This window comes from Phenylobacterium sp., assembly GCF_030693625.1.
Classification (GTDB): domain Bacteria; phylum Pseudomonadota; class Alphaproteobacteria; order Caulobacterales; family Caulobacteraceae; genus Phenylobacterium; species Phenylobacterium ferrooxidans.
Genome location: NZ_JAUYAF010000089.1, coordinates 1 through 12,727, shown reverse-complemented (window position 1 = coordinate 12,727; position 12,727 = coordinate 1). Strand labels below are relative to the sequence as shown.

Sequence of the window (12,727 nt, the reverse complement as noted above, 5' to 3'; positions counted from 1 at the left end):
CCGCCCCCCCCCCCGCGGCAGGCTCGGCGCCCGGTCGCGCCCCCTCCACCGGCTACGCCGGTCCCCCTCCCCCGTGAACGGGGGAGGAAAGGGGCTCACCGAGCCGTCCGAAGTAGCGCCACAGCAGCGTGAACCCGGCGGCCACGGCTGGCAGGGCCAGCAGGATGGGGACGCTGAGCGGGGCGCCGAGGGTGATGAGGGCGGCGGCGGTCACGCAGGCGCCCGCGCAGCCGATGTCCCAGCCGCCCTCGGTCACCATGTGGAAACGGAAGGGGCAGGGTGACGCCTTGGCCAGGGTGTAGGCCGCCGCGCCGAGGGGCGGGAGCAGCAGGGGCATGAGCACGGCGCCGAGCGCATGGGCGATGACGGCCAGCCAGGGGGTGGGCAGGGCGCCGGCGCGCAGGATCACGATGGCGACGGCCACGGAATAGGCGATCAGCACGGTGCGCCGTCCGCCGCCGCCGTCCACATGGCGGCCGACCCAGAGGCCGAAGCTGGCGCCGACCAGGCCCGCCAGCGCCATGGCCCCGCCATAGGCCGCGACGCTCTCGCCCAGGCTGAGGAAGAGGCCGATCTCCCAGACGAAGAAGTAGCAGGCGTCGAACCAGCCATCGACCACCAGCAGGGCGAAGGCCAGTTTGGCGGCGCGCAGGGCGCCCGGCGCCTGGGCCACGACGCTCATGTTGGGCAGGCCCAGCAGGGGCAGGGCGGCGAGCGCCTGGACCACCGCGATCCCCGCGAAGGCCCAACGCGGCCCGAGCGTCAGCAGGGCCCAGGTCCCCAGCAGGGGCGAGGCGATGCTGAGCACGGCGATGAAGGCCTCCCGCGCCGCGACCTGGTGGCCGCGATGCTCGTCGTCCCCCAGCATGGCGAAATAGGTGTTGTAGGCCAGCCAGTAGGTCAGCTCGGCCACCGCCGTGACCGCCAGCAGGGCGATGAGGGCCAAGTCGATCCCACCGACCTCCGCCAGCAGGGGGAAGCGCAGGGCCAGCATCAGCGTGCCGGCGATCAGCAGGGGCTTGAGCCCGAAGCGGATGGCGAGCGGCAGGACAAGGGGCCGAAGCAGGAAGCGGGCCGTGACGATGGCCGCCTGGGCCAGCAGGGCGTGGGGAACCGAGACGCCCGCCTTCAGCAGAAGGACGAAGAAGAAGATGCTGCCGGCGCCTTGGGCCAGGGCCTGGACGCCGGAGTGCAGGTTGACGCGATTGATCGCGTCATTGCGCAGAAATGCCATGAGTTACCGTGGGTCGAGATGTGTGAGTACGGGCCGCGCGGTGTGGCGCGGCGTGTGCGGTGGGGCGTTCAGCCCGCAGTGCAGCCGGTACTCATATCTCGGGGTCTTCCCTTTGGTGGGGGCAAGGTGGCTGAGAGAACGGGGGTTGGCAAATCCTTTTCCCCTTGCTGGTCGAAGACCGGTCGGAGGAGGGGCGGGCGCTGTTCTCTCGGTGGATCAAGCCCAGGTGTGCGGGATGAATTTGGATCCGGCTGGGCCGGGGTGAGCGGGCCATCACCAGGGTGAGGGGGCCCCGCTTTCCTCCCCTGTGCAGCGGAGCGGAACGGGGGAGGAAAAGAGGGCGCATGACTCCTCGCCACCCGTCAGGTACTTCTTACATATGAAAGAGAGCCTGCCCAGTTCGGGAGACGCGCTGCTGGCGCAGCTGGCGGCCCTGGCCAATCCGCATCGGTTGCGCATCGTCGCGGCCCTGCACCAGGGCGGCCGGCGGTATGTCAGCCAACTGGCCCGGGAGATCGGCATCAGCCGGCCCCTGCTGCACCTGCACCTGGCCAAGCTGGAGGAGGCGGGCCTGGTGGCCAGCCGACTGGAGCTGTCGGCCGACGGCAAGGCGCTGAACTATTTCGAGGCTTCCGACTTCGCCCTCACCCTGACCCCGGCGGCCATCGCCATCGCGGCGGCCAGCCTGACCCCCAAATCCGAGACCTGAGAGACCCCCATGGAAACCCCCGTCTATTTCGCCAGCCTCGGCCTGATCTTCGCCACCATCCTCGGCGTCTTCGCCATGCGCTACTTCGCGGCCGTCACCCAGGCCCGCGCCCGCCTGACCGAGGACAACGCCTATCGGCTGATCGCCGAGAAGGCGGTGGCGACCCAGGCTGAGACCGCCACGGCGCTCGACTCCATGTCGGCCACCCTGCTGGACGTCCGCACCCGGCTGGCTTCGGTGGAGAAGATGCTGAAGGACGTCGGCTGATGGGCGACCTGCTCGTCACGCTCTTTCTGGGCGGCGAGGTCTGGCTGTCGCTCGACGCGGCCTGGGTGCGCGAGGTCGTGGCCCTGGCGCGCGCGGCGGCGGCGTGCTGAGCCGCAGCCCTCACCCCGGCGGCCGGGCCGGCGCCTTGCGCAGGATGGCCCAGCCCAGGCCCGCGGCGAGCAGCGAACCGGCCAGGACGCCCAGCTTGGTGGCCTCCTGCAGGGCCGGGTCGTTGAAGGCCAGCAGGCCGATGAACAGGCTCATGGTGAAGCCGATGCCGCACAGCACCGACACGCCATAGACCTGGCGCCAGGTGGCGCGCGCCGGCCGCTCGGCCCAGCCCAGGGCGACCAGCAGCCAGACCGAGCCGAAGACGCCGATCTGCTTGCCCAGGAACAGGCCCGCCGCCACGCCCAGCGGCACCGGCGCCAGCAGGGCGGCGAAGCTGAGGCCCGCGAACGAGATCCCCGCATTGGCGAAGCCGAAGATCGGCACCACCGCGAAGGCCACCCAGGGCTGGATGGCGTGCTCCAGCCGGTGCAGGGGCGACAGGACGTCGTCGGGCGCGGCCGGCGAGCGCCGCAGGGGGATGGTGAGGGCCAGAGCCACCCCGGCCAGGGTGGCGTGGACCCCCGACTGCAGGGTCAGCCACCAGAGCACGGCGCCGACCACCAGGTAGGGCGCCAGGGCCGAGACCTTCATGCGGTTGAGCGCGATCAGGGCGGCGAGCGCCACGCCGGCTCCGGCCAGGGCCCAGACCGCCAGGTCGGAGGTGTAGAAGAAGGCGATGATCAGCACCGCGCCCAGGTCGTCGATGATGGCCAGGGCGGTGAGGAAGACCTTCAGCGACACCGGCACCCGCGAGCCCAGCAGGGACAGGATGCCGAGCGCGAAGGCGATGTCGGTGGCCGCCGGGATCGCCCAGCCGTGCACGGTGGTGGGGTCGCCGCCCTGGAAGGCCAGATAGACCAGGGCCGGGACCAGCATGCCGCCGGCCGCCGCGACGCCCGGCAGGATGCGCCGGGGCCAGCTGGAGAGCTCGCCGTCCACCACCTCGCGCTTGATCTCCAGCCCCACCAGCAGGAAGAACACCGCCATCAGGCCGTCATTGATCCAGTGCAGCAGGTCGAGGCCCGCGATGGGGGCGTGCAGGGCGGCGAAATAGGCCTCAGCCAGCGGCGAATTGGCCACCACCAGGGCGAGCGCCGCCACCCCCATCAGCACCAGCCCGCCCGCCGATCCGCTCTGGAAGAAGCTGCGCAGGGCGGAGGGGGAGCGGCGTGTCGGGGTCATGTGGGATTCGCGATGTGGATGTCGCGCGTTGAATAGCAGGCTGGGCGGGGGGGTGCGCGGGTAAGCGGCGCCGGGGGTGGTGAACACCTCGTGAGGGGGAGGGGGTGAGGACGGCGCCCACCGACTCCCCATTCAGTTGACCTCTACCTGTCCCGTCGTGCCGTCGTAGGTCATCCGATAGGGCCGTAAGAATGCGCGCCCGAGGATGACGCGATGCCATTGCTCCCCTTCGGCGAGCTTCACCCCGGTGAAGGGCTGGAATAGCAGGCGGCCCAAGTCGGGGACGTAGATGCGGGCGGTGTAGATGAAGGCGCGATGTTTGCCGCCGATGCCGCTGATCTCGCCCTCGTCAGTGATGGGCAAGCCAAGCGACCGCGCCAGGTCGTCATCGATACAGTCGCCGCCGGCGCCCGTGTCGATCAACGCCTTCACCTTCTTGAGTTGCAGATCCGGAGGTTCGCCAGCGTGGGATCGGGACCGATGTCCACCAGTAGGGTCGGGCCCAGTTGCAGGAGGAGATCCGCAGGGCCGGAACCGGCCTTGCCGGCTTTAAATCCCGCTTGCGCCAAGGACGTGCGCCGGGGTGAAGATCATGCCGCCAGGAAGTTGGATCGGCGGGGCGCCGACTTGCCGGATCAGATACGGACCAACGCCAAAGCGGTCCACGGCGGTCGAGGCGGCCGCTTCGAAATCAGGAAACGCGTCCACAAACTCGCCCTGGTGGAACACCACCCATTCGTTTCTGTGCTCGGCTTCGAGATCGGCTCTCATTCGATCGAAGGCGGCGATGTCGTCTCGCAGAACGCTCATCGTGATTCCCTGCTTCACCTAGTTTGAGCACAACGCGATGGCTGTCCCAAGGTTGATGCGCAGCTTGGGGCGAGGCGGTGCGCCGACCGTTAACACCCGATCAGCATCCGCGAGCTCCCAATAGTCGCGGCATTCCTATTGGCCTAGCCAACGCCCCTCCCCACATCGCACTCTACCGCCAACACCGCGATCCGCCTGGGAGGGCACAGCATGACCAATTTCCCCGAGACCTATGTTCCGCCGAAGGTCTGGACCTGGAACAAGGAGAGCGGGGGGCGGTTTGCGGCGATCAATCGGCCGATCGCGGGGCCGACGGCGGAGAAGACCCTGCCGGTGGGGCGTCATCCGCTGCAGCTCTATTCGCTGGGCACCCCCAATGGGGTGAAGGTGACCATCATGCTGGAGGAGTTGCTGGCCCTGGGCCACAGCGGCGCCGAGTATGACGCCTGGCTGATCAATATCGGCAGCGGGGACCAGTTCGGCTCCGACTTCGTGGCCATCAATCCCAACTCCAAGATCCCGGCCCTGCTGGACCGCTCGGGGCCCGAGCCGATCCGGGTGTTCGAGTCGGGTGCGATCCTCATCCACCTGGCCGAGAAGTTCGGCAACGCCTTCCTGCCCACCGCGCCGGGGCCGCGGGCCGAGTGCATGTCCTGGCTGATGTGGCTGATGGGCTCGGCGCCGTTCCTGGGGGGCGGGTTCGGGCACTTCTACGCCTATGCGCCGATGAAGATCGAATACGCCATCGACCGCTACGCCATGGAGGTGAAGCGGCAGATGGACGTGCTGGACCGCAGGCTGGCCGAGGCGGAGTACGTTGGGGGCGGGGAGTACACCATCGCCGACATGGCCATCTGGCCCTGGTACGGCGGCATGGCCAAGGGGGTGCTCTACGAGGCCGGCGAGTTCCTGGACGTGGCGTCCTACAAGCACGTCAACCGCTGGGCCGACCAGATCGCCGAGCGGCCGGCCGTGAAGCGCGGCCGCATGGTCAACCGGGCCAACGGCGAGCTCTCGAGCCAGCTGCGTGAGCGCCACGAGGCCAGCGACTTCGAGACCAAGACGCAGGACAAGCTGGAGGCGGCGAAGTAGGGGGCTTTCCGATCCTTCTCCCCTTGCGGGAGAAGGTGGCCGGTCGGAGACCGGTCGGATGAGGGGTCGCGCTGCGCTCTCAGAAGAGATGAGCAGGATCGGAGAGGGTGATCGACCCCTCATCCGACCCTGCTCCGCAGGGCCACCTTCTCCCGCAAGGGGAGAAGGTTTTCCTGGTCTTAGTTCACCTTCCGCACCACCTTGAACACGCCGTTGGCCCGGGCGCAGGGCTCGCCGTCGGCGGTGACGAAGGCCTGGGCGAAGCAGAGGCTGCCGCCGGGTTTGACGAAGATGGTGTCGAACTCCAGCCACTGGCCGACCTGGGCCGAGGCCAGGAAGTCCAGGGTGAGGTTGACCGTCACCAGGCGGGCGCCGTCGCCCAGGCGGTGGCCGCAGGACAGGCCCATGGCGTTGTCGGCCAGCGCGCTGATCAGGCCGCCGTGGACGAAGCCGCGGCTGTTGGTGTGGGCCTCCGTGACCTCCAGGCCCAGGACCACGGCGCCGTCGGTCTTGCGGCTGTAGAGCGGCTCCCAGGGGGCGGTCAGCGGGCTCTTGCGATAGTGGGGTTCGAACCCTGTGGGCGCCTGCATCAGGCGGCCGCCGTGACGCGTTGCAGGCCTTCCAGGGTCTTGGCGCAGGCGATGGCGGCCTCGGCGCCCTTCTGGACGAAGTGCTCGGCGAAGAAGGCCTGATGGATGTCGTGCTCGTGGAAGTGATGCGGCGTCAGCACCACCGAGAACATCGGCACCTCGGTCTTCAGCTGCACCTGCATGAGGGCTGAGACCACGGTCTCGGCGACGAACTCGTGGCGGTAGATGCCGCCGTCCACCACCAGGGCGCAGCCGACGACGGCGGCGTACTTGGCGGTCTTGGCCAGGGTCTGGGCGTGGAGGGGGATCTCGAAGGCGCCCGGGGTCTCGAACACATCGATCATGTGCTCGGGGAAGCCGAGTTTCGCCATTTCGGCCAGGAAGCCCTTGCGGGCCTGGTCGACGATATTGTGGTGCCAGGAGGACTGGACGAAGGCGATGCGGGCGGGGCGATAGGCGCCGTGCGCGGTGGGCAGCTCGTAGGTGACTTGGGTCATGGTCGTCTCCCATAGGTGGATGAACCACGACTCAGGGAGACACTGACGACGGATCGTGAGTCCACGCGCAGAGGCGTGGCGACCCATCAGCAGTGGTTCTCATAACCGGACTCTAACCGTCGGCCCCGGGATCACACCGGTGTCTGCTGTCCCTGGAGGGCCTAAGACCCTGCAGGCGCCCGCGGGCTCGTCCGACCGTCCCCTTGCGAGGTCGGTCGGCATTACCGCCGGTGGGGACTTTCACCCCGCCCTGAGAACGCGTCCGCCGGAAAAGCCCCGGCGATGGGCTGAGGCTAGACCCAAAAGCAGGGTTCAAACAAGTGTTTTGATGGACGGGCGCGCTGGTGGGCGGATAACCTCTTGCCGCGCAACGAGAAGGCCGACCATGAGCGATGACGACGCAGGCGGCTATGACGTCGACGACTGGAGCCGGCTGAAGGCCTTCACGCGCGGCGTGGCGACCCTGGAGGATGTGCAGGCCAAGGCCGCCATCTTCGCGTTGGCCGACACCCTCAACCCCCGGGTCCTGGAGATGCCCCTGCCGCAGCCGCTGATCTGGTGGAGCGATGACGGAGAGCAGGCGGCCGTGGCCGTCCAGGCCGAGGTCCACGACACCGAGGACGGCGAGACCATGGAGGTGCTGGGCCTGGTGTTCCCCGACGGCGGCGGCGGCGTGGCCCTGCTGGACGACATCGACCTGGTGGACGACACCGACCCCATGTGGCGCAGGCTGGTTGCCGAGGCGATCGGCGACGAGAGCGGCGAGGAAGCCTAGATCACGATGACTTTGGATCGAAGTGATCCAAAGTCATGAACGTGATCGATTGCTTATGTTTAGAGCGGGATTGACGCGAAAATCCGGTTCCCACTTTTTCGCATCCCGCTCTAGGCGCGCTTGTTGAGCGTGATGCTGGTGGCCGAGGCGGCGGCCGAGGGGGCGCCCCTGAGGCCGTAGCCGGAGCCGGTGGTGCGCTGGGCGGCGACCTCATTGGCGATGGTCTTCACCAGGCCCTCGGTGACCGTGCGGGCGGCGTCGAGCGCGCGGCCCTGGCGGGCCAGCACGCTGTCGAAGGCCTCGGTGGCGCGGATCAGGCGGTTGCGCTGGTCCAGAGGCGCCGACGCCACCATTGCCGGGTTGGCGCGGACCCGGGCCGACTCGTGGCGGTAGATATTGGCCAGGCGCGAGGTTTCCTCGATGTGGGCCATGGCCTCCTGCGGGCGCTGCTGCTCGAATGCCTGGGCCTCCAGGGCCACCAGCTCGGTGAGGCGCTCGGTGAGGATCACCAGTTGTTCGACGCGGTCGGCGGCGTCCAGGGCGGAGAGGGCCATTGTGATTTCCTAACTCAGACCTTGAAGCTTCAGCATTTCCTTGGCGACGACGTCGGCGATGCCGAGCCCGCCCGTCTTCACGACCTGCTTGGCCATGGCCTCGTTCATGAAGGACTTGAACATCTCTTCGCCCTGGCCGCCGCCGAAGGGTTCGGAGACCTTCACGTCCTTCATCATCTGGCCGAGCATGACGGTGAGGAACGAGCCCTCGAAGTCCTTGGCCGTCTTGGCGATCTGGCCGCGCTTGGCCAGTTCGGCGGCGCTCATGGGCGCGGGCGCCGGGGGCGTGACGTTGAGCGCGGGGGCGGCGATGTCGGCCATCACATCACCTCGATGTCGGCTTGCAGGGCGCCCGCGGCCTTGATGGCCTGCAGTATGGAGATCATGTCGCGCGGCGTGACGCCGAGCGCATTGAGACCGGCCACCAGGGTGGAGAGCGAGGCTCCCTCGCGCAGGGTGATCAGGCGCTTGCCCTTCTCCTCGTCCACCGAGACGCCGGACTGCGGCACGGTGACGGTGCGGCCCTGGCTGAAGGGGGCGGGCTGGCTGACGGCCGGGTTCTCCTGGACGCTGATGGTCAGGTTGCCCTGGGCGATGGCGATCGTGGAGATGCGGACATTGTCGCCCATGACCACCACGCCGGCCACTTCGTCGATCACCACCTTGGCGGCGTCGTCGGGCTCGACGGTGAGGTTCTCGATCTGGGCGATGAAGCTCACCATGTTGGTGCCCGGCGCCGGCTGAATGGTGACGATGGTGGGATTGTCGGCCCGCGCGCAGCCGGGGAAGCGGGTGTTGATCACGTCGGCGATGCGCTTGGCGGTGGTGAAGTCGGGGTTGCGCAGGGTCATGCGCATCTGGGCCATGCTGGCCAGCTGGAAGCCGATCTCGCGCTCGACGATGGCGCCGGAGGCGATGCGGCCGGCGGTGGGGACACCCTTGGAGATGGAGGAGCCCGAGGCGCCGCCGGCGGAGACCGAGCCGGTCTGCACCGTGCCCTGGCCCACGGCGTAGGCCTGGCCGTCCGCGCCGAGCAGCGGGGTGACCAGCAGGGTGCCGCCCTGCAGGCTCTTGGCGTCGCCGAGCGCCGAGACGCTGGCGTCGATGGGGGAGCCGGTGGCCACGAAGGCCGGCAGCTTGGCGGTGACCATGACGGCCGCCACGTTCTTGGTGTTGAGGTTGGCGTCGCGGGTGTTGACCCCCAGACGCTCCAGCATCGCCTCCAGGCTCTGCTTGGTGAAGGGGGCGTTGCGCAGGCTGTCGCCCGTGCCGTTCAGGCCCACCACCAGGCCGTAGCCCACCAGCATGTTCTCGCGGACGCCCTCGAACTCCACGATGTCCTTGATGCGGGACTTGGCGAAGGACGGGCCGGCGGCGAGGGCGGCGGCCATGAGGACGGCGCTGAAGAGGCGAAGCGATCGACGCATGGAACCCCGGGGGCGAACGAACAGGAAGAAGTCGTTCTTGCCTATGCGACGGGCGTGCCAGTCGGGATCGGCGAAAACCCCAGCGATTCCAGGGGTTGGCGATTCGCCGCGGGCGGCAGGGGGCGCCGTGGCGGCAGAAGTTGCCCGGCATTAACCATACCCTAAGCATGCCGGCGCGATGAGTGGGATGAAACGTCAGGTCAAGAGTTCGACTCACCCATGAAGGTCAACGGAACAAACGGCGTGGGATCGGTGAGCGGGGCCTCCAAACCCCGGTCCGCCGACGGGCAGGGCTTCAGCCTGCCGACCGCCGGCGCCGCGTCGGCCCCGGCCCAGGTCGCCCGCGCCACGGGCCTCTCCGGCGTCATGAATGTCGACGCCATCCTAGCGTTGCAGGAGATGGGCGGGCCGCTGGAACGCCGCCGCCGCGCGGTGCGCCGGGCGGGTCGCCTGCTGGATGTGCTGGAGGAGGTGAAGCTGGGCCTGCTGTCGGGCGAGATGTCCGCAGACAAGCTCGACGCCCTGCGGATCGCGATCCGCGACGAGCGCGAAGGCACCGAGGACACTCGCCTCGAAGGTGTTCTCGATGAGATCGAAACCCGGGCCGCCGTAGAGCTTGCCAAGCTGGAATGCGCGCGAGGTGCGGCTTAATTGGTCGCAGGGAGCGAGCTTCGTTGAATCGTTAATTCGTTTTGGTATAAGCGCCCGGCGTGTCTTAAGGGGCGGTACTCCAGGGGGCGTGAGGCGTAAATGACCACAGCCGCAGTGATGGCTGACAAGCCAGGTTATGTTCCTTCCGAGGACGAGCCGTTCATGAACGAGCGTCAGCTTGAGTATTTCAAGCAGAAGCTCAATGCGTGGAAAGAGGACATCCTGCGGGAATCCCGCGAGACCCTCGTCCATCTGCAAAGCGAAACCGAGAACCATCCGGACCTGGCGGACCGGGCGACGTCGGAGACCGACCGAGCCCTGGAACTCCGGACCCGCGATCGCCAGCGTAAGTTGATCTCCAAGATCGACGAAGCCCTGCGCCGAATCGCCGATGGCTCGTACGGCTATTGCGAAGACACCGGCGAGCCCATCGGCGTCGCCCGTCTCGACGCCCGGCCAACGGCGACGCTCAGCCTCGAGGCGCAAGAACGCCACGAGCGCCGGGAACGCGTTCACCGCGACGACTAAGGTCGTCGGGCGTACGGCGTTTTCGCCCCTTTTCCGATGTGGAAAGGGAATGCGTGTGTGTGCGCCAACCTAGACAACACCGCGCATCCTGGCGAAGGCCGGGACCCAGAGCCATGCAGAGCGGTTGGGCGTGATCCACCGTTCGTGTGGTTCGTGTGGTTCGTGGACAATCTGATCCGCCCTGCGGTGTCGCGGCGGGAAGAATGGGAACCACGAACCTCACGAACCACACGAACAGGAGATCCTGGCCTGAGGCGTGAGCTGAACCTGGGTGACTGCTTTGCGTCGCCCTTTGGGTCGCCTTCGCAGGCGGGGATGTCCTCGTCGTGGATGGCCAGGACCTGAGCGCGGAAGTCGGCGACGAACTCCCGGATGACGCTGAGGCTGGCCTTCGCCGCCGACCCGAGCTAGCAGACCGCCCATGATCCGCCTCGACAATATCTCCAAGCAGAACGGCCACCAGATCCTGTTCATCGAAGCCTCGATGGGGGTCCAGAAGGGCGAAAAGGTCGGGCTGGTCGGTCCAAACGGCGCCGGCAAGACGACGCTGGTCCGCATGATCACCGGTCAGGAGCAGCCGGATGACGGACTGGTGGCGATCGATCCCGGCATGACGATCGGCTATTTCAGCCAGGATGTCGGCGAAATGTCAGGCCAGAGCGCGGTCGCCGCGGTGATGGACGGCGTCGGGCCCGTCAGCGCCCTGGCCACCGAAATGGCCAGGCTGGAGGCGGCCATGGTCGACCCGGACCAGGCCGGTGACCTGGACGCCACCATGGAACGCTATGGCGAGGTGCTGGAGCGATTCCAGGAACTGGACGGCTACGCCCTGGACGCCCGCGCGCGCGAGGTTCTGGCGGGTCTGAGCTTCAGCCAGGAACGCATGGATGGCGATGTCGGCCTGCTGTCGGGCGGCTGGAAGATGCGCGTGGCCCTGGCCCGCATCCTGCTGATGCGGCCCGACGGCATGCTGCTGGATGAACCCAGCAACCACCTCGACCTGGAAAGCCTGATCTGGCTTGAGGCCTTCCTGAAGAACTACGACGGCGCGCTGCTGATGACGTCGCACGATCGCGCCTTCATGAACCGCATCATCGGCAAGGTGGTGGAGATCGACGCCGGCTCGCTCATCACCTATTCGGGCGATCTCGACTTCTACGACCAGCAGCGCGCGATGGGCGAACAGCAACGCCAGGCGCGATACGAGCGCCAGCAAGCCATGCTGGCAAAGGAAATCAAGTTCATCGAGAAGTTCAAGGCGCGCGCCAGCCACGCCGCCCAGGTCCAGAGCCGGGTGAAGAAGCTCGACAAGATCGAACGCGTCGAGGCGCCGCGCCGTCGCCAGTCGGTCCAGTTCGAGTTCCGGAGCCCGCCGCGGTCGGGTGACGACGTGATCAGCCTGCGCAATGTCCACAAGGGCTACGGCGACCAGCCCATCTATGAAGGCCTCGACCTCCTGGTGCGCCGCAAGGAACGCTGGTGCGTCCTGGGCGCGAACGGCGCGGGCAAATCGACGCTGTTGAAACTCGTGGCCGGCGCCACCGCGCCCGACCAGGGCACGGTCAGCACGGGCGCCAGCGTCAGGATGGGCTATTTCGCCCAGCACTCCATGGACCTGCTGGACGGCGAAGAGACGGTCTTTGAAGCCCTGGACGGCGCGTTCCCGCAGGCGGGCCAGGGCGCGTTGCGCACTCTGGCGGGGTGCTTCGGCTTCTCCGGCGACGATGTCGAAAAGCCTTGCCGCGTCTTGTCCGGCGGCGAGAAGGCGCGCCTGGTCATGGCCAAGATGCTGTTCGATCCGCCGAACCTGCTGGTCCTGGACGAGCCGACCAACCACCTGGACATGGCGACCAAGGAGATGCTGGTGGCGGCCCTGGCGGACTTTGAGGGCACCATGCTCTTCGTCAGCCACGACCGCCATTTCCTGGCGGCGCTGTCAAACCGGGTGCTGGAGCTGACGCCGCAGGGCGTCCATCGCTACGACGGCGGCTATACGGAATACGTGTCCCGCACCGGCCAGGAAGCGCCGGGGCTGCACCCGGGGGCGTAGCGGGGGCGTATTCCTATCCTTCTCCCCTTGCGGGAGAAGGTGGCCCTGCGGAGCAGGGTCGGATGAGGGGTCGATAGGCCTATCGGGTTTAGGGCGGTTAGGCCATGCGCGGAGAGGGGAGCGTGACCCCTTGTCTGTTGGGGTGGTGCTAGATTGTGGCTGTCTTCCGGGACGTCCGCCTGGCGTTGGCGCGCCAGGCGGACTGTCGGTGGAGGGACCGCTAACCCCTGAGCTATTGAGCTGAGGATGA

At 67.8% G+C, this 12,727-nt stretch carries 16 protein-coding genes and 1 riboswitch; of the genes, 7 read left to right on the top strand and 9 right to left on the bottom strand.

The genetic code is table 11. The annotated features are described in order from the left end of the window. Positions 1-52: 52 nt before the first annotated feature. A complete protein-coding gene (locus Q8N10_RS20510) occupies positions 53-1,234 on the bottom strand; it encodes an MFS transporter (RefSeq protein ID WP_304779471.1) in 1,182 nt (393 codons plus the stop codon). A 379-nt stretch (positions 1,235-1,613) separates the two neighbouring features. Here Q8N10_RS20510 and Q8N10_RS20505 point away from each other — a divergent pair, with 379 nt between their 5' ends. Together Q8N10_RS20505 and Q8N10_RS20500 are read left to right on the top strand one after the other, a co-directional pair. Then, positions 1,614-1,943: a winged helix-turn-helix domain-containing protein gene (locus Q8N10_RS20505; protein WP_304779474.1), complete on the top strand. Its 330-nt coding sequence runs from the start codon at positions 1,614-1,616 to the stop codon at positions 1,941-1,943. Positions 1,944-1,952: 9 nt separating this feature from the next. After that, positions 1,953-2,210: a hypothetical protein gene (locus tag Q8N10_RS20500; RefSeq protein ID WP_304779478.1), complete on the top strand. Its 258-nt coding sequence runs from the start codon at positions 1,953-1,955 to the stop codon at positions 2,208-2,210. A 120-nt stretch (positions 2,211-2,330) separates the two neighbouring features. On the opposite strand, the gene nhaA is transcribed toward Q8N10_RS20500, so the two are convergent. The 3 genes from nhaA to Q8N10_RS20485 all read right to left on the bottom strand — a co-directional run bounded on the left by nhaA (position 2,331) and on the right by Q8N10_RS20485 (position 4,313). Then, a complete protein-coding gene (gene nhaA, locus Q8N10_RS20495; RefSeq protein ID WP_304779481.1) occupies positions 2,331-3,503 on the bottom strand; it encodes a Na+/H+ antiporter NhaA in 1,173 nt (390 codons plus the stop codon). 132 nt (positions 3,504-3,635) lie between these two features. Continuing rightward, the gene (locus tag Q8N10_RS20490) at positions 3,636-3,935 is read right to left on the bottom strand and encodes a retroviral-like aspartic protease family protein (RefSeq protein ID WP_304779484.1); all 300 of its coding nucleotides are present in this window, start codon (positions 3,933-3,935) and stop codon (positions 3,636-3,638) included. Positions 3,936-4,052: 117 nt separating this feature from the next. Then, positions 4,053-4,313, bottom strand: coding sequence for a hypothetical protein (locus Q8N10_RS20485; RefSeq protein WP_304779487.1), 261 nt, complete (start codon positions 4,311-4,313; stop codon positions 4,053-4,055). A 210-nt stretch (positions 4,314-4,523) separates the two neighbouring features. Between Q8N10_RS20485 and yghU the strand changes: the two genes are divergently transcribed. Then, a complete protein-coding gene (gene yghU, locus Q8N10_RS20480) occupies positions 4,524-5,405 on the top strand; it encodes a glutathione-dependent disulfide-bond oxidoreductase (RefSeq protein ID WP_304779490.1) in 882 nt (293 codons plus the stop codon). A gap of 179 nt (positions 5,406-5,584) precedes the next feature. On the opposite strand, the gene Q8N10_RS20475 is transcribed toward yghU, so the two are convergent. Further along, positions 5,585-5,995, bottom strand: coding sequence for a PaaI family thioesterase (locus Q8N10_RS20475; protein ID WP_304779493.1), 411 nt, complete (start codon positions 5,993-5,995; stop codon positions 5,585-5,587). Next, complete coding sequence (locus tag Q8N10_RS20470; RefSeq protein WP_304779495.1) at positions 5,995-6,492, bottom strand: 6,7-dimethyl-8-ribityllumazine synthase; 498 nt, start codon at positions 6,490-6,492, stop codon at positions 5,995-5,997. Before Q8N10_RS20470 ends, Q8N10_RS20475 begins: the two co-directional genes overlap by 1 nt. 91 nt (positions 6,493-6,583) lie before the next feature. Next, positions 6,584-6,754: riboswitch (FMN riboswitch) on the bottom strand. A gap of 123 nt (positions 6,755-6,877) precedes the next feature. Here Q8N10_RS20470 and Q8N10_RS20465 point away from each other — a divergent pair. After that, positions 6,878-7,267: a hypothetical protein gene (locus Q8N10_RS20465; protein ID WP_304779498.1), complete on the top strand. Its 390-nt coding sequence runs from the start codon at positions 6,878-6,880 to the stop codon at positions 7,265-7,267. A gap of 110 nt (positions 7,268-7,377) precedes the next feature. On the opposite strand, the gene Q8N10_RS20460 is transcribed toward Q8N10_RS20465, so the two are convergent. Genes Q8N10_RS20460 through Q8N10_RS20450 form a run of 3 tightly spaced genes read right to left on the bottom strand, consistent with a single transcriptional unit; the run spans position 7,378 to position 9,248 of the window. Then, the gene (locus Q8N10_RS20460; RefSeq protein ID WP_304779501.1) at positions 7,378-7,821 is read right to left on the bottom strand and encodes a flagellar basal body protein; all 444 of its coding nucleotides are present in this window, start codon (positions 7,819-7,821) and stop codon (positions 7,378-7,380) included. Positions 7,822-7,830: 9 nt separating this feature from the next. Continuing rightward, complete coding sequence (locus tag Q8N10_RS20455) at positions 7,831-8,142, bottom strand: rod-binding protein (RefSeq protein WP_370690210.1); 312 nt, start codon at positions 8,140-8,142, stop codon at positions 7,831-7,833. Continuing rightward, a complete protein-coding gene (locus Q8N10_RS20450) occupies positions 8,142-9,248 on the bottom strand; it encodes a flagellar basal body P-ring protein FlgI (protein WP_305663986.1) in 1,107 nt (368 codons plus the stop codon). Before Q8N10_RS20450 ends, Q8N10_RS20455 begins: the two co-directional genes overlap by 1 nt. Positions 9,249-9,467: 219 nt before the next feature. Between Q8N10_RS20450 and Q8N10_RS20445 the strand changes: the two genes are divergently transcribed. The 3 genes from Q8N10_RS20445 to Q8N10_RS20435 all read left to right on the top strand — a co-directional run bounded on the left by Q8N10_RS20445 (position 9,468) and on the right by Q8N10_RS20435 (position 12,477). Continuing rightward, a complete protein-coding gene (locus Q8N10_RS20445; protein WP_304779506.1) occupies positions 9,468-9,899 on the top strand; it encodes a flagellar assembly protein FliX in 432 nt (143 codons plus the stop codon). 99 nt (positions 9,900-9,998) lie between these two features. Continuing rightward, positions 9,999-10,427: an RNA polymerase-binding protein DksA gene (dksA, locus tag Q8N10_RS20440; protein WP_304779510.1), complete on the top strand. Its 429-nt coding sequence runs from the start codon at positions 9,999-10,001 to the stop codon at positions 10,425-10,427. 421 nt (positions 10,428-10,848) lie between these two features. Beyond that, positions 10,849-12,477 carry an ABC-F family ATP-binding cassette domain-containing protein gene (locus Q8N10_RS20435; RefSeq protein ID WP_305663985.1) on the top strand — a complete coding sequence of 543 codons (1,629 nt, stop codon included), beginning with the start codon at positions 10,849-10,851 and terminating at the stop codon, positions 12,475-12,477. Positions 12,478-12,727: the final 250 nt, after the last annotated feature.

Excerpts from the sequence above, each read along its gene's own strand:
- yghU (WP_304779490.1), top strand. The coding sequence starts at position 4,524 with ATGACCAATTTCCCCGAGACCTATGTTCCGCCGAAGGTCTGGACCTGG.
- Q8N10_RS20470 (WP_304779495.1), bottom strand. The coding sequence starts at position 6,492 with ATGACCCAAGTCACCTACGAGCTGCCCACCGCGCACGGCGCCTATCGC.
- Q8N10_RS20450 (WP_305663986.1), bottom strand. The coding sequence starts at position 9,248 with ATGCGTCGATCGCTTCGCCTCTTCAGCGCCGTCCTCATGGCCGCCGCC.
- Q8N10_RS20475 (WP_304779493.1), bottom strand. The coding sequence starts at position 5,995 with ATGCAGGCGCCCACAGGGTTCGAACCCCACTATCGCAAGAGCCCGCTG.
- dksA (WP_304779510.1), top strand. The coding sequence starts at position 9,999 with ATGACCACAGCCGCAGTGATGGCTGACAAGCCAGGTTATGTTCCTTCC.
- Q8N10_RS20510 (WP_304779471.1), bottom strand. The coding sequence starts at position 1,234 with ATGGCATTTCTGCGCAATGACGCGATCAATCGCGTCAACCTGCACTCC.
- Q8N10_RS20455 (WP_370690210.1), bottom strand. The coding sequence starts at position 8,142 with ATGGCCGACATCGCCGCCCCCGCGCTCAACGTCACGCCCCCGGCGCCC.
- Q8N10_RS20460 (WP_304779501.1), bottom strand. The coding sequence starts at position 7,821 with ATGGCCCTCTCCGCCCTGGACGCCGCCGACCGCGTCGAACAACTGGTG.
- Q8N10_RS20435 (WP_305663985.1), top strand. The coding sequence starts at position 10,849 with ATGATCCGCCTCGACAATATCTCCAAGCAGAACGGCCACCAGATCCTG.
- Q8N10_RS20465 (WP_304779498.1), top strand. The coding sequence starts at position 6,878 with ATGAGCGATGACGACGCAGGCGGCTATGACGTCGACGACTGGAGCCGG.
- Q8N10_RS20505 (WP_304779474.1), top strand. The coding sequence starts at position 1,614 with ATGAAAGAGAGCCTGCCCAGTTCGGGAGACGCGCTGCTGGCGCAGCTG.
- Q8N10_RS20485 (WP_304779487.1), bottom strand. The coding sequence starts at position 4,313 with ATGAGCGTTCTGCGAGACGACATCGCCGCCTTCGATCGAATGAGAGCC.
- Q8N10_RS20500 (WP_304779478.1), top strand. The coding sequence starts at position 1,953 with ATGGAAACCCCCGTCTATTTCGCCAGCCTCGGCCTGATCTTCGCCACC.
- Q8N10_RS20445 (WP_304779506.1), top strand. The coding sequence starts at position 9,468 with ATGAAGGTCAACGGAACAAACGGCGTGGGATCGGTGAGCGGGGCCTCC.
- nhaA (WP_304779481.1), bottom strand. The coding sequence starts at position 3,503 with ATGACCCCGACACGCCGCTCCCCCTCCGCCCTGCGCAGCTTCTTCCAG.